Raw genomic sequence first — 17994 nt, forward strand, 5'->3', positions numbered from 1 at the left:
CTTTTTTATCGACCGGGGGAGCCATGGACGCCGCCGTCCCGCTGGACGTCGTCGTACCCTGCCTGGACGCGGCGGATGCGCTGCCGGCGCTGATCGCCGCCCTGGCCGGGGCGGGACCGGGCCTGCGGCTGATCGTCGCCGATGGCGGTTCGCGCGACGGCACCGCCGCGGTGGCGGCCGCAGCGGGCGCGACGGTGGTGCATGCTCCCCGCGGACGCGGGACGCAGCTTGCCGCGGGGGCGGGTGCCGGGCGGGCGCCGTGGCTGTTGTTCCTGCACGCCGACACCCGGCCGGCGGCGGGCTGGCGGACGGCCGTCGACGCCTTCACCGCCGACCCGGCCAACGCCCGGCGGGCGGCCTGTTTCCGGCTGCGATTCGACAGCGCCGCGCCGGCGGCGCGCCGGGTGGAGCGGCTGGCGGCCTGGCGCAGCCGCGCGCTCGGCCTGCCGTACGGTGACCAGGGACTGCTGATCGCCCGCGCCTTCTACGAGGCGCTGGGCGGCTTCCGGCCGTTGCCGCTGATGGAGGACGTCGATCTGGTCCGCCGCATCGGCCGCAGCCGTCTGATCACCTTGCCGGTGGATGCCGTCACGTCGGCGGCCCGCTATGAACGGGACGGCTGGCGGCTTCGTCCGGCCCGCAACCTCCTGTGCCTGGCCCTGTACTTCGCCGGGGTGCCGCCGGGTGTCATCCGGCGCCTGTATGGATGATGCGCAATCACCTCGTCATCTTCGCCCGTCAGCCGCGGCTGGGGCGGGTCAAGCGGCGGCTGGCGGCCGGGGTGGGGGACGTGGCGGCCCTGCGCTTCTACCGCACCACCCTGACCGACCTGCTGCGGCGGGTCGGCCATGATCCGCGCTGGACCCTGTGGCTGGCGGTCACCCCCGACCGGGCCGCCGGAGGGCGGGGGTGGCCGCGGGAGGCGCGGCGGGCGCGCATCCTGCTCCAGGACGGCGGCGACCTTGGCGCGCGCATGGTCCGGCCCTGGCGCACCCTGCCGCCGGGACGGGTGGTGGTGGTGGGCAGTGACATCCCGGACGTCGATGCCGGGCGTGTCGCCGCGGCCTTCCGCGTTCTGGGCCGCTGCGCCTATGTGTTCGGACCGGCGGAGGACGGCGGCTATTGGCTGGTGGGTGCGCGCCGCCGCGCGCCGCCGCCGCCCGGTCTGTTCGCCGGCGTGCGCTGGTCCACCGCCCACGCGCTGGCCGACTCGCTGGCCACGCTGCCACGCGGGGCTACGGTCGGGTTCGTCGACACGCTGGCCGATGTGGATGACGCCGCGGCGCTGGCGCGGCGGCGTGACCGGCCGGTCACGAAGTCTTGACCAATGGCGGGGTTGCCGGACCGGCTCCGGCCCGGCCATGCTCGCCGGACGCGACGGAGCGGCAGCGGGGGAGCGCAGGCGCCATGGCAGGAGTGTTTCGTCGCATCGCGGCACTCGCCGTGCTCGCGGTGCTGGCCGGTGCGGGGCCGGTCGCGGCGCAGGGAATGCCGGCGCCGGACTGGGAGGCGATTCGTGAGCGGGCGCGGGGCCAGACCGTCTATTTCAACGCCTGGGGCGGGTCGTCCACGGCCAACGCCTACATCGCCTGGGTTGCCGAGCGGGTGCGCGAGCGCAACGGGATCGAGTTGCGGCACGTCAAGGTCACCGACATCGCCGAAACGGTGGCCCGCGTGCTGGCGGAGAAGACGGCGGGCCGCACCGACGGCGGCTCCGTCGACCTCATGTGGATCAACGGCGAGAACTTCGCGGCCATGAAGGCGAACGGGCTGCTGTTCGGGCCCTTCACCGACTGGCTGCCCCATTATCGGCTGGTCGACACCACCGGCAAGCCGACGACGGTGGACTTCACGGTCCCGGTGGACGGGATGGAGGCGCCCTGGGGCATGGCGCAGTTCGTTTTTGTGCACGACGCCGCCGCGCTGCCCGATCCGCCCCGCACCATTCCGGACCTGCTGGCCCGGGCCCGGAGCAATCCCGGCCGCTTCACCTACCCGCAGCCGCCGAACTTCCTGGGCACCACCTTCCTGAAGCAGGCGCTGCTGGAGCTGGCGCCCGATCCCGGAGCCCTTCGGCTGCCGGCCGACGACGCCGCATTCGACGACGTAACCGCCCCCCTGTGGGACTTCCTGGACGCGTTGCACCCGACGTTGTGGCGGGGCGGGCGGGTGTTTCCGGCCAGCGGTCCGGACCAGCGCCGGCTGCTGAACGACGGCGAGGTGGAGCTGTCCCTCGCCTTCACTGCGCTGGAGGCGGCCAGCTCCATCGAGGCCGGCCTCCTGCCGCCCACCGCGCGGGTCTATGCCCTGGCAGGCGGCACCATCGGCAATGCCAATTTCGTGGCCATCCCCTTCAACGCCACCGCCAAGGAAGGGGCGCTGGTGGTCGCCGATTTCCTGCTGACGCCGGAGGCGCAGGCGCGCAAGGCCGACCCGCGCCATTGGGGCTCCGACACGGTGCTCGACCTGAACCGCCTCGACCCGGCGGACCGCGCCCTGTTCGACGCCGTCCCCCGCCATCCCGCGGCACCGGAGCCGGGAGCGCTGGGCGCTCCGCTGGCCGAGCCGCACCCGTCGTGGATGGGGCGGATCGAGCGGGAATGGCAGCGCCGCTACGCCGCGGGCTGAACCCCGTGGCGGGCGCGGCGGCGGATTTCGCGCAGAGAATCGATCACCGGCCCCAGCACCCGCTCGTGGAAGCGGTCGCAGCCGATGCACAGGTTGGCGAAGGGACGGCCGTCCGGAGTCGTCGTTTTGCTGGCCTGCACGAAGTCCTCCACCGACCAGCCGAAGGTCAGTCCCATGCGATCCGGCCGGCCGGCCGACAGGGCTTCGAAGGCGGGGTGGCCGGCCAGGCTGTCGAGGATGGCGGTCAGCGGTTCTTCCAGCAGGGACCCCAGGGGCGTGGCGGTCTTCAGGCAGCAGGGGTAGACGGCGCCGGTGGGGTCGACGGCCACCTCCGATCCGGCCTGTCCGTGGCGCAGGAAGCCCAGGGCCCCGGACCAGCGGTTGCAGAAGTTATCGGCCAGCGTGGCGGTGGACAGGCTGTTGTCCCGGGCGCGGCCGCGCGGCCAGATCTTGCCGATCCATTGGTCGGGCGTGGCGCCGAAGAAGGAATAGCTGGCCTGTCCCGGCGGCCCGTCGGCAGCCCCGCCGGGCACCATGCCCATGCGGTCGAACAGCGCCATCAGGTCGGCGCGCAGCCGGTCCTTGCGGTCGCCCTGCATGCCCGTGTGGAAGTCGTCCAGGCCGGAGATGGAGAGATGGTCGGCACCGTGGCGCAGCAAGTCCTCGACGATGGGGCCGGTCACCAGGTCGCCGGTGGTCTGCACCACCAGCCGCACGCCGCCGCTGTCGGCGTAGCGGGCGCGCAGGCGGGACAGGGTGGGCATCAGCACGCGGTCGCGCACCGGGTCCACCAGCACGTCACCCCCCGCCAGGATGATGCGGCCTCGCCGCACCGCCGGGGTTCCGTCGGGGCCGACGGCCGCGGCATCACGGAACAGCATGGTGTCGGGGAAGTGGCTGATGATGCGCGGCGCGTTCTCCTCCGCTTCGCGCACCACCGCCTCCAGGGCGGCGCCGGTGTAGGGGCGGAAGCGATCCTCGTAGCAGTGTTTGCAGCGGCGGTGGCACGCCCAGCACAGGACGTAGTAGATCGATTCCACGGCGGTTTCCCCTCGTTGCTCCCGGTCCACAAGGTGGGGGCGGGAAGGGGCGGGGGAAACCGCCGCACCCGGATCGGCCGGTCAACTCGCCGTGAAGGGGGCGGATGATGAGCGCGGCGCACCGCCTGATCCCGGCGCTGACCGTCGCCGTGATCGTCGGCCCCGTGCTGGTGGGGCTGCTGGGCACCGTGCTGCCGGCCTTCGGCGTGCATCCGGGGCTGGATGGCGTGGGGCCCGGTTTGGATGCCTGGCGGGATCTGATGGAGGCGCCGGGGCTGGCGACGGCCGTGCGGCTGACGGTGACAACGGCGTTCGCGGCGACGCTGCTGTCGCTGGCGCTGGCGGCGGGCTTCTGCGCCGCGTGGCATGGCAGCCCCTGGTTTGCCCGCCTGCGCCGCCTGCTGCCGCCGTTGCTGGCGGTGCCGCACGCGGCCTTCGCCATCGGCTTCGCCTTTCTGGTGGCGCCGTCGGGCTGGCTGGTCCGACTCGTTTTCCCATGGGGCACGGGGTGGACGCAGCCGCCCGACGTGGCGCTGATCCAGGACCCCTTAGGCATCGCCCTGATTCTGGCGCTGGTGTGCAAGGAAGTGCCGTTCCTGGTGCTGGTGATCGTGGCGGCGCTCGGCCAGACGCGCGCCGATGCCATGCTGGCGGCGGCGCGGGCCCTGGGGTACGGGCCGGTGACCGCCTGGCTGCTGGTGGTGCTGCCGCCGGTCTACCGGCAGGTGCGGCTGCCGGTGCTGGCGGTGCTCGCTTACTCCCTCTCGGCGGTGGAGCCGGCGCTGCTGCTTGCGCCCACCGCGCCGCCGCCGCTGACACCGCTGGTGCTGCGCTGGTTCGCCGACCCCGACCTGGCGTTGCAGTTCCGTGCCGCGGCCGGGGCGGTCCTTCAGTTGGCGATCGTCGCCGCGTCCATCGCACTGTGGCTGGCGGCGGAGCGCCCGGTGGTGGCGGCCGGCCGGTGGCGGATCGCCGCGGGCCGGCGCGGCGGGCCGGGTCGTCCCGTGCGGCTGGCCACCGGCGGCGCCATGACCCTGGCGGTGGCGGCGGTGGTCGGGGCGATGGCAGTGCTGGCGGTGTGGGCGCTGGCCTGGACCTGGCGCTTTCCCGACGCGCTGCCGGACCGCTGGTCCACGGCCACCCTGGCCGCGGCATGGCCGGAGCTGGCGGTGCCGGCGGGCCATACGCTGCTGGTGGCCGGGCTGGCGACCGGCCTCGCCCTGGTCCTGGCGGTCGGCTGCCTGGAGGGAGCACGGCGCGGCCGTGCCGCGGCGCCGCATCGGGTGCTGCTGATGATCCACCTGCCGCTGCTGATGCCGGCGGTGGGGTTCCTGTTCGGCGTCCAGGTTGCCCTGGTGGCCGGCGGCCTGGACGGCACGCTGGCGGCGGTGGTGTGGGTGCATCTGCTGTATGTGCTGCCGTACGTGTTCCTGACGCTTGCCGACCCCTGGCGGTCGTTCGACGAACGCTACGAACGCACGGCGCGCGGGCTGGGCGTCGGCCCGCTCACCGTGTTCGTGCGGGTGCGGTTGGCCATGCTGCTGCGACCCCTGCTCACCGCCGCCGCGGTCGGCTTTGCGGTCAGCGTCGGCCAGTACCTGCCGACCCTGTTCGCCGGGGGCGGACGCGTCGCCACCCTGACGACCGAGGCGATGGCCCTGGCCGCCGGCGGCGACCGCCGGGTGGTCGCGGTGTACGCCTTCGCCCAGGGTGCGCTGCCGCTGGTCGCCTTCGTCCTGGCGCTGGCGGTGCCGGCCGTCCTGCACCGGAACCGCAAAGGGATGCACGCGGGATGAGCCTGCGCCTGGAAGGGATCGTGCTGGAGGTGGCGGGGCGTCCCGTCGTCGCGCTGCCGGAACTCACGGTTCCGGCGGGGGAGGTGGTGACGATCATGGGCCCCTCCGGTTGCGGCAAGTCGAGCCTGCTGGCCTGCGTCTCCGGCAGCCTGGACCCCGCCTTCACCGTGCGCGGGCGGGTGCTGCTGGACGGACGCGACCTTGCCGGGCTGGCACCGGAGCGGCGGGGCATCGGCATCCTGTTCCAGGACGACCTGCTGTTCCCCCACCTGTCGGTGGGTGAGAACCTGGCGTTCGGCCTGTCGCCGGAGGTCCGCGGCCGGGCGGCGCGGCGGGCGGCGGTGGAACGTGCGCTGGAGGAATGCGGCCTGGCCGGCTTCGCCGGGCGTGACCCGGCCACCCTGTCCGGCGGGCAGCGGGCACGGGTGGCGCTGATGCGCACGCTGCTGTCGCGTCCGCGTGCGCTGCTGCTGGACGAGCCGTTCGGCAAGCTGGATGCGGCTCTGCGCGGTCAGATCCGCACCTTCGTGTTCGAGCATGCCCGTGATGCCGGCTTGCCGACGCTGTTGGTGACCCATGACCCCGACGACGCCGCCGCGACGGGCGGCCCGGTGGTGGTGATCGACGGCGTTAGCCCATAAGCGGCATGACCGGCGGACCCGGAGCGCTGTTGGTAGGGCCATTACCGCAACGCGACATGCACGGAGAGGCTCCATGTGGTCACGCAACACCACCCTGATTTTTGCCGTGGTCTTTGCAGCCGTCGGCATCCTCGGCTTCGTGCCGGCCTTCGTCACCATGCCCGCGGGCGGACATGACATGGTGATGGACGGCATGCACGGACTTCTGTTCGGCCTGTTCCCGGTGAACTGGCTGCACAACCTGGTTCACCTGGGCTTCGGTCTGTGGGCCTTTTTCGCCTATTTCTCGGGCATCGACAGCTCGCGCTTCTTCCTGAAAGCGACCGCGGTCATCTATGCGGTGCTGACCGTCATGGGGCTGATCCCCGGCCTCAACACCCTGTTCGGCCTTGTGCCGCTCTACGGACACGACATCTGGTTGCACGCCCTGATCGCCATCGTCGCCGGCGGCGTCGGCTTCTTCGTCGACGAACGCGATACGGCGCGTGAGGCGCACTCCACCCGGGTGTGATCGGCCAAAAACGGAAAGAGCCTCTCCCGGTTTCCCGGGAGAGGCTCCCCTGAACGCTGCCCGGTTCCGTGGGACCGGGCCGCCGCATCAGATCGAGTAGTACATCTTGTACTCGATCGGGTGCGGCATGGTCTCGAAGGCGAGAACCTCTTCCATGCGCAGATCGATGTAGGATTCGATCATGTCCGAGGAGAACACGTCGCCCTTCATCAGGTAGGCGTTGTCGGCCTTCAGGTTCTCCAGCGCCTCACGCAGCGAGCCGCAGACGGTCGGGACCTGGGCGAGTTCCTCCGGCGGGAGGTCGTACAGGTTCTTGTCCATGGCGTCGCCGGGGTGGATCTTGTTCTGGATGCCATCCAGGCCGGCCATCAGCATGGCGGCGAAAGCCAGGTAGGGGTTGGCACCCGGATCCGGGAAGCGCACCTCGACGCGCTTGCCCTTCGGCGAAGTCGCGTAGGGGATGCGGCAGGAGGCCGAGCGGTTGCGGGCCGAATAGGCCAGCAGCACCGGCGCCTCATAGCCCGGCACCAGACGCTTGTAGCTGTTGGTGAGCGGGTTGGTGAAGGCGTTCAGCGACTTGGCGTGCTTGATGATGCCGCCGATGTAGTACAGCGCGATCTCCGACAGATCGGCGTAGCCCGAGCCGGCGAACAGCGGCTGGCCTTCCTTCCAGATCGACTGGTGGCAGTGCATGCCCGAGCCGTTGTCGCCGAACACCGGCTTCGGCATGAAGGTCGCGGTCTTGCCGTACGCGTGCGCGACGTTGTGCACGACGTACTTGTAGAGCTGCATGTTGTCGGCGGTCTTGACGAGCGTGTCGAACTTGATGCCCAGCTCGTGCTGCGACGGCGCCACCTCGTGGTGGTGCTTCTCGACCGGGACGCCCATCTCGGCCAGCACGCTCAGCATCTCGGCGCGCAGGTCGGAGCCGGAATCGACCGGCGGAACCGGGAAGTAGCCGCCCTTCACCGACGGGCGGTGGGCCAGGTTGCCGTCCTCATACTCCTTGCCGGACGTGTAGGGGCCTTCCTCCGAGTCGAACTCGTAGGAGACCTTGTGCATGTCCACCTGGAACTTCACGTCGTCGAAGATGAAGAACTCGGCCTCGGGGCCGAAGAAGGCGGTGTCGCCGATACCGGCCTGCGCCATGTAGCGCTCGGCCGCCTTGGCGATGCCGCGCGGGCAGCGCTCGTAGGGCTGGCCGGTCGACGGCTCGAACACGTCGCACATGATGTTCAGCGTCGGCTGCGCCGCGAACGGATCCATCACGGCCGTCGAGGGATCGAGCTTCAGCACCATGTCCGACTCGTTGATCACCTTCCAGCCGGCGATCGACGAACCGTCGAACATGATGCCGTCCTCGAAGACGTCCTCGTCGATCGTGCACACATGCTGGGCCGTGTGCTGCAGCTTGCCCCGCGGATCCGTGAAGCGGAGGTCCACGTACTTGACGTCGTGCTCCTTGATCAGGTCGAAGACCTTGCTGATGTCGGACATGTCGTACTTTCCACGCTTAGGAGAGGTTTGGTTCCCGCGAACGTCGGTCCGGCCTTGCGGGGCGGGTCTGCGGCGCTGGCGGCGGTGTTATGTCACGCCTTTCCGGCCGGCACAATGCGACAGAGCGGAGCGGTCGGAGACCGCTGCGCCCGGCTCGCAAAGGTCACCGTCCGGGGCGCGGACGATGCTGTGTACCGGTTGGGGAACGGGCATGGCGGGCAGGCTTGGCTGATTGGAACGGTGCGTCGGCAGCGGATCAGATCGCGTCGGCGCCCTTTTCGCCGGTGCGGATCCGGATCACCTCCTCCACGGGGGTGACGAAGATCTTGCCGTCCCCGATGCGGCCGGTGTGGGCCGCCTGCTGGATCGCCTCGATCGCCCGTTCGACCAGGGAATCCTCCATCACCACCTCGATCTTCACCTTGGGCAGGAAGTCGACGACGTACTCCGCGCCCCGGTACAGTTCGGTGTGGCCCTTCTGACGGCCGAAGCCCTTGGCTTCGGTGACGGTGATGCCCTTGATGCCGACCTCGTGAAGCGCCTCCTTCACTTCGTCGAGCTTGAACGGCTTGATGATGGCTTCGATCTTCTTCATGGGTCTCTCGTGTACGAGGTGCCAACGCCGGCAGGCACCGTCCGCGCACCGCCGGCGCCCCCTTATAAGCACGGATCGTGCCAGGAAGCGGGCATGCGCCCGAACGGGATGGAACGCCTCCCCCGGACGGGTGGTGCCGAAGGAGTTGGCAGGGTGGTGCCGCTTTATGAGGCTGAGTGAACGATATTTAGGCACGCGGTGCAAGCCGGGCCTCCGGGGGCGGGTCCCGGCCGCCGAAAAAAAACTTCAGCCGGCCGTCAAAGTCCGCTTGACCGGCGCAGGCCGTTGGGGCATAGAACGCCTCCACCTGCGGCGACGGTAGCTCAGTTGGTAGAGCCCTCGGTTGTGGTCCGAGTGGTCGTGGGTTCGAGTCCCATCCGTCGCCCCAGTTTCCCTTCCGACATCCCCTGGGTTTTTCGTCCGTTGTTCGGCACGGCGCGCCATCGGTGCGACGGTGTGCGGCGGGCGTTTCTCGTGTTTGCGCCGCCTTGATTCCCGCGCGGCCGTGCCGCAGGCTGGCGCCCGGCACCTTGGCGGCCGCACACGAGCGATAAGGGAACCGCACCATGACCTCAGGCAGCGCGTTGCTGACGGTTGCCCAGATGTACCGCGCCGATGCTCTGGCGATGGCGGGCGGCGTGCCGGGAACGGAACTGATGGAAAACGCCGGCGCCGCGGTGGCGCGCGCGATCCGGGCCCGCTGGGAGCCGCGCCCCACCGTCGTGCTGTGCGGCCCCGGCAGCAACGGCGGCGACGGGTTTGTCGCGGCGCGCCTGCTGGGCGAGGCGGGCTGGCCGGTGACGCTGGCGCTGCTGGGCAGCCGTGACGCGCTGAAGGGCGACGCGGCGGCGGCGGCGGCGCGCTGGACGGGCCCGGTGGTGGCGGCCGCTCCGGCGCTGCTGGAGGGCGGGCCTCTGGTGGTGGACGCGCTGTTCGGCGCCGGTTTGTCGCGACCGCTGGAGGGTGTGGCGCGCGACCTGGTCCAGGCGATGAACGCGGCGGGCCTGACGGTCGTCGCTGTCGACGTGCCCAGCGGCGTGCTGGGCGACACCGGCGCGGTGCTCGGCGACGACGACCCCGGTGTGGCGCCGCAGGCGGCGCTGACCGTCACCTTCTTCCGCGCCAAGCCGGCCCACCGGCTGCTGCCCGGCCGCCTGCTGTGCGGTGAGACCGTGGTCGCCGATATCGGCATCCCCGCCGCCGTGCTCGACGAGATCCGGCCGCGCCAGTGGGAGAACGGGCCGGAGCTGTGGCGGGCCGCCTTCCCGCGGCCGCGCCTCGACGCGCACAAGTACGCGCGCGGCCACGCGCTCGTGCTGGGTGGCGGACGGATGACCGGCGCGGCGCGTCTGGCGGCGCGGGCGGCGCTGCGGGCCGGGGCCGGGCTGGTCAGCGTCGCCTGCCCGCCGGAGGCCTTCGCCATCTACGCCGCCGCCACCGCCGGCCTGCTGGTGCAGCCGGTGGAGGATGATGCGGCTTTCGCGGCGTTGCTGAAGGACCCGCGGCGCAACGCCGTGCTGCTGGGCCCCGGCGCCGGAACCGGGCCGGCGACGCGGGAGCGGGTGCTGGCCGCCCTGGCGGCGGAAAAGGCCTGCGTGCTCGACGCCGATGCGCTGAACGTTTTCGAGGACACGCCCGACGACCTGCTGGACCGGCTGGACGAACGGTGCGTGCTCACCCCCCACGAAGGGGAGTTCACCCGCCTGTTCGGCCTGTCCGGGGACAAGGTGACGCGCGCCCGCGCGGCGGCGGCGCGGTGCGGTGCGATGGTGGTGCTGAAGGGGCCCGATACGGTGATCGCGTCGCCCGACGGGCGGGCGGTGATCAACGCCAATGCGCCGCCCACCCTGGCCACCGCCGGGTCGGGCGACGTGCTGGCGGGCCTGGTGCTGGGGTTGGTGGCGCAGGGGATGGAGACGTTCCATGCCGCCTGCGCCGCGGTGTGGCTGCACGGCGAGGCCGCCGCCGCCTTCGGCCCCGGGCTGATCGCGGACGATCTGCCCGACGCCGTGCCGGCGGTGCTGCGCCGGCTGGACGGTCCGGCCGACCCGGCCTGACGCCGGGCAGGGCCGGGATTCAGCGTCCAGGAAGGACGCCCGTTCCCGACGACGCCGTCCGGCACCAGCGCGGGGCGCGGGCGGCGGGGCGGGGGCGGCGCTCCGGCCCGGTGGTCCGCGGGTCGCTGCGCAGAGTTGGCGGTTGGGGCTCCCGCTCCCCGTCATCGGCGCCGCCGTCGACCAGCCAGGCGGCGGTGTGGCCGTGGATGACGGCGAGCTTCGCCGCCTCGGCGGGGTTGCGCTCGGTCCGCCAGGCACGTTCGATGATCCGCAACAGGCGCCGGTGCCCGCCGGTGCCCGCCATGAGCTGGTCCAGCAGCAGGCGCGCCGCCCCCGGCGGCAACCCTTCGTGACGGGCGACGAGCGTTACCTGATCGGCGAGCAACGCGGTGATGGAGAACGAGTTCGGATCGGTGTGCAAGCGCACGGCAAGGCTCCTTCCGCGGCGGGGCGGCCGCGGTCCGCAGGTGCGGGGGATGAGGTGTGCGGGGGGGCGACGGCGGCCCGACGGTCAGGCGGCGCGGTCCATGGGGTGCTGACGCAACCCTTCCCGCGCCGTCCGGATGACGCGGAGCACGTCCGCGCGGGTCAGGCCGTCGCGGGCCAGCAGCAGATCCACGATCGGGTCGTCGAGCAGGTGCTCCACCTGCGTCCGGGCAGCGTAGGGTCGGGCGGGCGTCAGGGTGTGTTCGCTCGTCATGGCGCTGTCTCCCTTGATCGTCGTCGGGGTTGACCCCGTTTCACCCGGCCGCGGCGACCCGCAGCCGGTTCATCCGGATCGCTTCCAGCATCCCTGCTATCTTCGGCGGACGGGGGCATTCTAATCCCCGGACACGCCCGCGAACATTCATCGCAACGCAGTATCTACTTAGCCGAGTGATAGCAGCCTGACCGGACGGTCCGCACCTTATGACCTATGTCCGAAGAATCGCCTCTTCGCACCGAACCGGTCAAGTTCCGGAAGATCATGCTGAAGTATGACGGGATCCTGCTCACAAAGCATCGCGCGCAAATGAAATACGTATCCCCGGCCGCCTCCCCCGGTCCTAAGGTCGGATAGCGGTGCCCCAACCTCGGCGAAGCGCCTATGACCGGGACGGCGGGGCGCCCCGCCGCCGGGACATGCCGATCCTGCTTGCCGGACGTCGCCGCGGCGGGCAGATTCACGTCATGAACGATACCCCGACGACCGAGGAGGGTTCCGTGTCCGGCTCACTGGAAACGCCGCGGACCGCATCGGCCGGCGAACCGCTTCCGGCACCGCCGCCGGCCGGGGCCGAAGCGGCGGAGCCGGGCCTGATCGACCGGGCGCTGGAGAACCTGTGGGCGCGCTGGCGCGACATCGCCGCCTCGGCGCGCGAGGCCGTAGGCGCCGCGCCGCGGGCCAACCTGCCGCGGGAGGATGCGGACCGGCTGAAGGCGCAGATGCAGGCGTGCCTGGAGACGCGCGGCGGCGAGGTGTCGGCCCGCGCCCGCGCCGCCCAGCTCGGCCGCACCTATCTGGCGCTCGACGCGGAGGGCCGGCGCAACTTCCTGATGATCCTGGCGCGCGACTTCGACGTCGACCGTGCGGCGGTCGACGAGGCGGTGGAGGCATTCCACCGGGCCGACGCCGATCCGGTGGAGCGCGGCCGCGCCGAGCGGGCGCTGCGCCGCGCCCTGGAGCCGCCGCGCCTGAACCTGCTGACCCAGTTCAACGGCCTTCCCGAGGGGGTGAAGTTCCTGGTCGACCTGCGCGCCGAACTGCTGGGCATGGCCGCGCGCGAGCCCCTGTTGCAGGCGCTGGAGGATGATCTGAAGAGCCTGCTGCGGCATTGGTTCGACGTGGGTTTCCTGGAGATGCGGCGCATCACCTGGGACAGCCCGGCGTCGCTGCTGGAGAAGCTGATCGCCTACGAGGCGGTGCACGAGATCCGGAGCTGGCAGGACCTGAAGGACCGGCTCGATTCCGACCGTCGCTGCTTCGCCTTCTTCCATCCCCGCATGCCCAACGAGCCGTTGATCTTCGTCGAGGTGGCGCTGGTCCAGGGCATGTCGGACAACGTGCAGGCGCTGCTCGACCCCTCTGCCCCGGTCTGCGATCCGGGGGCGGCGGACAGCGCCATCTTCTACTCCATCTCCAACGCCCAAAAGGGTCTGGCCGGCATCAGCTTCGGCAATTTCCTGATCAAGCGGGTCGCCGACGGGCTGGCGGCGGAGTTTCCCAACCTGAAGACGTTCGCGACCCTGTCGCCGATCCCCGGCTTCCGCCGCTGGCTGGACGGCGAACTGGCCGCGCGTGGCGACGACCTGCTGCCGCCCGCGGAGCGCGAGCGGGTGGCGGAGCATCTGGTGATGAGCGGGCCGGCGGAGGCCGGGCCCGGCATTCTGGAGTCGGCCCTGGCGCGCCCCGACTGGCCCGACGACGAGGGGCTGTGCAAGGCGCTGCGGGCGCCGCTGATGCGGCTGGGTGCCCGGTATCTGCTCAACGCCCGGGCATCCGGCGGCAGCGGCGGGACGCCGCGGGCCCGCGACCCGGTCGCCCATTTCCACCTGTCCAACGGGGCCCGGATGGAGCGGCTGAACTGGCTGGGCGACCGCTCGGCCAAGGGCATCGCACAGTCCTGCGGCCTGATGATCAACTACCGCTACCGGCTGAACGAGATCGACGCCAACCACGAAGCCTACCGCGGGGAGGGAAAGGTGAACGCCTCGTCCTCCCTGCGCTCGCTCACCCGCGGCGCCTGACGGGACGCCCCGCGCCGCGGCGATGCGGCCGGCACCCCGCGCCCGGGACCATTTTGTGTGTTTGCCCGGGGGCCGTTATGCTATAGACCCCTCTACGCTGGCGGTCGGGCCGGGGCGCATGCACCCGGCACGTGCCGCCTTTGCCGTTGCGGGCGTGGCGGAACTGGTAGACGCGCCGGATTTAGGTTCCGGTGACTTCGGTCGTGGGGGTTCGAGTCCCTTCGCCCGCACCAAGGCAGAGCTTTGAACCGATCGCAGAACGCGGTGCCGGGCCGCTCCCAGGGGGCGCCGCCGGGCCGACAACGAGACAGGCTTTCGCTCCAATGCAGATTACCGAAACCAGCGCCGACGGCCTGAAGCGCGAGTTCAAGGTCGTCGTTTCCGCCAAGGACATCGACGAGAAGGTCAACCTCAAGCTGGAGGAGGTGCGCCGCCAGGTGCAGCTTCCCGGCTTCCGCCCTGGCAAGGTGCCGGTGTCGGTGGTCCGCCAGCGCTATGGCGGCTCCGTGCTGCGCGAGGTGCTCGAGGACGCCGTCGCCGACAGCTCCCGGCAGGCGATCAGCGAGCGTGGCCTGCGCGTCGCCCTGCAGCCGAAGATCGAGCTCGACAAGTACGAGGAGGGCGGTGACCTCGCGTACTCCATGAGCCTCGAGCTGCTGCCCGACGTCGAGCCCGGCGACCTGTCCGGCCTGGAGCTGGAGAAGCCGGTCGCCGAGGTGGACGACACCCGCGTCGACGAGATGCTCCAGCGCATCGCCGGCGCCCGCTCGACCACCGCCCCGCTCACCGAGGATCGTCCGGCCGCCAACGGCGATGTGGTGATCATCGACTTCGCCGGCACCGTCGACGGCGAAGCCCGTCCCGGCATGGACGCGAAGGACTTCGAGCTGGAGCTGGGCTCCAACCAGTTCATCCCCGGCTACGAGGACCAGCTCGTCGGCGCCGCGGCCGGTGAACACCGCACGGTCACCGTCCGCTTCCCCGAGGACTACCAGGCCACCGAGCTGGCCGGCAAGGAAGCGGTCTTCGAGGTGGACGTGAAGGAGATCCGCGCCAAGGTCCCGGCCACCGTCGATGACGAACTGGCCAAGGAGTTCGGCGTCGAGAGCCTGGACAAGCTGAAGGAGTCGGTGCGCGACAAGCTGAAGAGCGACTACGCCGCCGTGTCGCGTCAGCGGGTCAAGCGCCAGCTCCTCGACAAGCTGGCCGAGAGCCACTCCTTTGACGTGCCGCCGGGTATGGTCGAGATCGAGTTCGAGGCCATCTGGCAGCGCCTGCAGCAGGAGCTGAAGAACGGCAACGCCGGCGAGGACCAGGACAAGCCCGAGGAGGAGCTGCGGGCGGAGTACCGCGCCATCGCGGAGCGCCGTGTCCGTCTGGGCCTGCTGCTGTCCGAGGTGGGGCGCCGCAACGACGTCCAGATCTCCCAGGACGAGCTGAACCGCGCCCTGATCGCCGAGGCCCGCCGCTGGCCGGGCCAGGAGCGCCAGGTATTCGAGTTCTTCCAGAAGAACCCGCAGGCCGTCGAGAACCTGCGCGCGCCCCTGTTCGAGGACAAGGTCGTCGACTTTATCCTGGAGCTGGCGACGGTCAACGAGCGCACGGTGTCCGTCGAGGAGCTGCTGCGCGATCCGGACGAGGACGCGGGCGAGACGCAGGCGGCCTGACGCCGGGTCGAGGGGCGGTCGGGGCGGCCATGCGGCCGTTTCCGCCGCTCCCGCGGCGGCGCGGCGTGGCGTTTGCCCCGATCGTTCCTATATTGCTGGAATGCCCATTCCGGTGGGTTCCGCCGAGCAAGGCTTGAGAGTCAGGGTCAGAAAATCATGAACAATTTTGAGCCCCGGATGAACGCTCTCGTCCCGATGGTGATCGAACAAACCAATCGGGGCGAGCGCGCTTACGACATCTACTCGCGCCTGCTGAAGGAGCGGATCATCTTCCTGATCGGTGGCGTCAACGATGCGGTCGCCAGCCTGATCTGCGCGCAGTTGCTGTTCCTGGAATCGGAAAACCCGAACAAGGACATTTCCTTGTACATCAACTCCCCGGGCGGCTACGTGTCGGCCGGTCTGGCGATCTACGACACCATGCAGTACATCCGCCCGCAGGTGTCCACCGTGTGCATCGGCCAGGCCGCGTCCATGGGCGCGCTGCTGCTGGCCGCCGGGGCGGAGGGCAAGCGATTCTCGCTGCCCAACAGCCGCATCATGATCCACCAGCCCTCGGGCGGCGCCCAGGGACAGGCGGCGGACATCGAGATCCAGGCGCGCGAGATCCTGAAGCTGCGCGACCGCCTGAACCAGATCTTCGTCCGGCATACCGGCCGGAGCCTGGAGGAGATCGAGGCGAACATGGAGCGCGACACCTTCATGTCGCCCGAAGAGGCCAAGACGTTCGGTCTGATCGACGAGGTGGTGGAGAGCCGGCCGCGCGGTGCCGACAGCGGGAGCTGAGCGGTTCCGGCCGGTCCGCAACGGGACCCGGCCGGGTTCGGCTCGAACAAAATGTTGAACACGGCGGCGCGCCGGGTGTTGAATTGCAGGGTTGCGGCGCGCTACGGTGGTCGTGGCAAGGAATTTCCCCGCGGAACGCGGGGGGTTCCGGGGACGAACGGAATGATGGCGTCGGGGGACGTCGCTCGGCCCGTCGAAGGATTGAGAACACCAGGCTGGTCCCCCGGGAGCATGACGGAGTACCGATGACCAAGTCCAGCAGCGGCGATTCGAAGAATACGCTCTACTGCTCGTTCTGCGGCAAGAGCCAGCACGAGGTCCGCAAGCTGATCGCCGGTCCGACGGTGTTCATCTGCGATGAATGCGTCGAACTGTGCATGGACATCATTCGCGAGGAGAACAAGACCACCCTCGTGAAGTCCCGGGACGGGGTGCCGACACCGCGCGACATCCACACCGTGCTCGACGATTACGTCATCGGCCAGGACCATGCGAAGCGTGTCCTGTCGGTGGCCGTGCACAACCACTACAAGCGTCTGGCGCACGGCACCAAGCACAACGACGTCGAGCTGGCGAAGTCCAACATCCTGCTGATCGGCCCGACCGGCTGCGGCAAGACCCTGCTGGCCCAGACGCTGGCGCGCATCATCGACGTGCCGTTCACCATGGCCGACGCCACCACGCTGACCGAAGCGGGCTACGTCGGCGAGGACGTCGAGAACATCATCCTCAAGCTGCTCCAGGCCGCCGACTACAACGTCGAGCGGGCGCAGCGCGGCATCGTCTACATCGACGAGGTCGACAAGATCTCCCGCAAGTCGGACAACCCGTCGATCACCCGCGACGTGTCGGGCGAGGGCGTGCAGCAGGCCCTGCTGAAGATCATGGAAGGCACCGTGGCCTCGGTGCCGCCCCAGGGCGGGCGCAAGCACCCGCAGCAGGAGTTCCTGCAGGTCGACACCACCAATATCCTCTTCATCTGTGGCGGCGCCTTCGCCGGCCTGGAGAAGATCATCGCCCAGCGCGGCAAGGGCACGTCCATCGGCTTCGGTGCCGACGTGCGCAGCCCGGAGGAGCGGTCCACCGGTGACATCCTGCGCCAGGTGGAACCCGAGGACCTGCTGAAGTTCGGCCTGATCCCCGAGTTCGTCGGCCGTCTGCCGGTGGTCGCCACGCTGGCCGACCTGGACGAGGGGGCGCTGGTGGAGATCCTGACCAAGCCGAAGAACGCCCTGGTCAAGCAGTACCAGCGCCTGTTCGAAATGGAGGACGTGCGCCTCGACTTCTCCGAAGACGCGCTGAAGAACATCGCCGCCAAGGCGATCGCCCGCAAGACCGGCGCCCGCGGCCTGCGCTCGATCATGGAGGCGATCCTGCTCGACCCGATGTTCGACCTGCCCGGCCTCAACGGGGTGGAGAGCATCGTCATCAACAAGGAAGTGGTGGAGGGCCGCGCCCAACCCCTCTACGTCCATTCCGAACGCCGCAGCGAGGCGCCGGGGGCATAGCCCCCGTGCACCGAAGGCGGTCACACCGAAAAAGGGGCGCTTCCGGCGCCCCTTTTTTTGTGAGTTGCCGACGGCCGGCGTGCCCGCCGCTATCCCCGCAGGCGGGCGATGTTCTCCGCGTACTTCTCCGGTCCGCCGGTGAAGGTGGCGGTGCCGGCGACCAGCACATCGGCGCCGGCGTCGATGGCGAGGCGGGCGGTTTCGGGGTTGATTCCGCCGTCGACCTGGAGGTCTATGGGCCGGCCCAGGGCGTCGATGCGCCGGCGCAGCTCGCGAATCTTGGGCAACTGGTTGGCGATGAAGCTCTGACCGCCGAAGCCGGGGTTGACCGTCATGATCAGCACCAGGTCCAGGTCGTCCAGGACGTAATCCAGGGCCGACAGGGGGGTGGAGGGGTTGAGCGAGACGCCGGCCTTCGCCCCCAGGCTCTTGATGAGCTGGATGGTGCGGTGCAGGTGCGGCCCGGCCTCGGCGTGGACGGTGACGATGTCGGCGCCGGCCCTGACGAAGTCGGGCACGTACGGGTCCACCGGCGCGATCA

The 17994-nt window shown here is 70.5% G+C and carries 17 protein-coding genes and 2 tRNA genes; 13 read left to right on the plus strand and 6 right to left on the minus strand.

Annotated features, from left to right (window positions below):
* The first annotated feature begins 23 nt into the window (after positions 1 to 23).
* From G472_RS0111610 to G472_RS0111620, 3 genes are all read left to right on the plus strand, one after another.
* The gene (locus G472_RS0111610) at positions 24 to 710 is read left to right on the plus strand and encodes a TIGR04283 family arsenosugar biosynthesis glycosyltransferase (protein WP_029008543.1); all 687 of its coding nucleotides are present in this window, start codon (positions 24 to 26) and stop codon (positions 708 to 710) included.
* On the plus strand, positions 707 to 1324 hold the full coding sequence (locus G472_RS0111615; protein WP_029008544.1) for a TIGR04282 family arsenosugar biosynthesis glycosyltransferase: 618 nt from the start codon (positions 707 to 709) through the stop codon (positions 1322 to 1324). Before G472_RS0111610 ends, G472_RS0111615 begins: the two co-directional genes overlap by 4 nt.
* An 83-nt stretch (positions 1325 to 1407) precedes the next feature.
* Positions 1408 to 2628, plus strand: a complete 1221-nt coding sequence (locus tag G472_RS0111620) for an ABC transporter substrate-binding protein (protein WP_029008545.1) — start codon at positions 1408 to 1410, stop codon at positions 2626 to 2628.
* On the opposite strand, the gene G472_RS0111625 is transcribed toward G472_RS0111620, so the two are convergent.
* On the minus strand, positions 2613 to 3668 hold the full coding sequence (locus G472_RS0111625) for a radical SAM family protein (protein ID WP_035692035.1): 1056 nt from the start codon (positions 3666 to 3668) through the stop codon (positions 2613 to 2615). The two genes, G472_RS0111620 and G472_RS0111625, sit on opposite strands and share 16 nt — an antisense overlap.
* A 107-nt stretch (positions 3669 to 3775) precedes the next feature.
* Between G472_RS0111625 and G472_RS0111630 the strand changes: the two genes are divergently transcribed.
* The 3 genes from G472_RS0111630 to G472_RS0111640 all read left to right on the plus strand — a co-directional run bounded on the left by G472_RS0111630 (position 3776) and on the right by G472_RS0111640 (position 6616).
* Positions 3776 to 5464: an ABC transporter permease gene (locus G472_RS0111630; protein WP_029008547.1), complete on the plus strand. Its 1689-nt coding sequence runs from the start codon at positions 3776 to 3778 to the stop codon at positions 5462 to 5464.
* Complete coding sequence (locus tag G472_RS32630; RefSeq protein ID WP_035692037.1) at positions 5461 to 6105, plus strand: ATP-binding cassette domain-containing protein; 645 nt, start codon at positions 5461 to 5463, stop codon at positions 6103 to 6105. The genes G472_RS0111630 and G472_RS32630 overlap by 4 nt, the downstream gene beginning before the upstream one ends.
* Positions 6106 to 6178: 73 nt before the next feature.
* On the plus strand, positions 6179 to 6616 hold the full coding sequence (locus tag G472_RS0111640; protein ID WP_029008548.1) for a DUF4383 domain-containing protein: 438 nt from the start codon (positions 6179 to 6181) through the stop codon (positions 6614 to 6616).
* 87 nt (positions 6617 to 6703) lie between these two features.
* On the opposite strand, the gene glnA is transcribed toward G472_RS0111640, so the two are convergent.
* Together glnA and G472_RS0111650 are read right to left on the minus strand one after the other, a co-directional pair.
* On the minus strand, positions 6704 to 8113 hold the full coding sequence (gene glnA, locus G472_RS0111645) for a type I glutamate--ammonia ligase (RefSeq protein ID WP_029008549.1): 1410 nt from the start codon (positions 8111 to 8113) through the stop codon (positions 6704 to 6706).
* A gap of 256 nt (positions 8114 to 8369) precedes the next feature.
* Positions 8370 to 8708 (minus strand): P-II family nitrogen regulator, encoded by a 339-nt coding sequence (locus tag G472_RS0111650; RefSeq protein WP_029008550.1) that lies wholly within the window; start codon positions 8706 to 8708, stop codon positions 8370 to 8372.
* Between the two features lie 312 nt (positions 8709 to 9020).
* Between G472_RS0111650 and G472_RS0111655 the strand changes: the two genes are divergently transcribed.
* Together G472_RS0111655 and G472_RS0111660 are read left to right on the plus strand one after the other, a co-directional pair.
* A tRNA-His gene (locus tag G472_RS0111655) sits at positions 9021 to 9096 on the plus strand.
* A gap of 178 nt (positions 9097 to 9274) precedes the next feature.
* Entirely contained in the window at positions 9275 to 10765 is a 1491-nt protein-coding gene (locus G472_RS0111660; protein WP_029008551.1) for a bifunctional ADP-dependent NAD(P)H-hydrate dehydratase/NAD(P)H-hydrate epimerase, read from the plus strand.
* 19 nt (positions 10766 to 10784) lie between these two features.
* Here the strand turns inward: G472_RS0111660 and G472_RS38795 are convergent, their stop codons facing one another.
* Together G472_RS38795 and G472_RS0111670 are read right to left on the minus strand one after the other, a co-directional pair.
* Positions 10785 to 11192, minus strand: a complete 408-nt coding sequence (locus tag G472_RS38795; RefSeq protein ID WP_156927083.1) for a hypothetical protein — start codon at positions 11190 to 11192, stop codon at positions 10785 to 10787.
* 84 nt (positions 11193 to 11276) lie between these two features.
* Positions 11277 to 11465, minus strand: a complete 189-nt coding sequence (locus tag G472_RS0111670; RefSeq protein ID WP_029008552.1) for a hypothetical protein — start codon at positions 11463 to 11465, stop codon at positions 11277 to 11279.
* Positions 11466 to 11968: 503 nt separating this feature from the next.
* Between G472_RS0111670 and G472_RS0111675 the strand changes: the two genes are divergently transcribed.
* The 5 genes from G472_RS0111675 (at position 11969) to clpX (ending at position 17453) form a co-directional block, all read left to right on the plus strand.
* A complete protein-coding gene (locus G472_RS0111675) occupies positions 11969 to 13492 on the plus strand; it encodes a malonyl-CoA decarboxylase (protein ID WP_425387983.1) in 1524 nt (507 codons plus the stop codon).
* A gap of 148 nt (positions 13493 to 13640) precedes the next feature.
* Positions 13641 to 13725 (plus strand) — tRNA-Leu (locus G472_RS0111680).
* Between the two features lie 90 nt (positions 13726 to 13815).
* Complete coding sequence (tig, locus tag G472_RS0111685; RefSeq protein WP_029008554.1) at positions 13816 to 15159, plus strand: trigger factor; 1344 nt, start codon at positions 13816 to 13818, stop codon at positions 15157 to 15159.
* A gap of 156 nt (positions 15160 to 15315) precedes the next feature.
* The gene (gene clpP / locus G472_RS0111690) at positions 15316 to 15945 is read left to right on the plus strand and encodes an ATP-dependent Clp endopeptidase proteolytic subunit ClpP (RefSeq protein WP_029008555.1); all 630 of its coding nucleotides are present in this window, start codon (positions 15316 to 15318) and stop codon (positions 15943 to 15945) included.
* 245 nt (positions 15946 to 16190) lie between these two features.
* Positions 16191 to 17453 carry an ATP-dependent Clp protease ATP-binding subunit ClpX gene (gene clpX, locus G472_RS0111695; protein ID WP_029008556.1) on the plus strand — a complete coding sequence of 421 codons (1263 nt, stop codon included), beginning with the start codon at positions 16191 to 16193 and terminating at the stop codon, positions 17451 to 17453.
* A gap of 89 nt (positions 17454 to 17542) precedes the next feature.
* On the opposite strand, the gene G472_RS0111700 is transcribed toward clpX, so the two are convergent.
* A partial coding sequence (locus tag G472_RS0111700) for a ribulose-phosphate 3-epimerase (RefSeq protein WP_029008557.1) occupies positions 17543 to 17994 on the minus strand: 452 nt, incomplete at its 5' end.

The sequence above is a fragment of the Azospirillum halopraeferens DSM 3675 genome (assembly GCF_000429625.1).
In the GTDB taxonomy this organism is placed as follows: domain Bacteria; phylum Pseudomonadota; class Alphaproteobacteria; order Azospirillales; family Azospirillaceae; genus Azospirillum; species Azospirillum halopraeferens.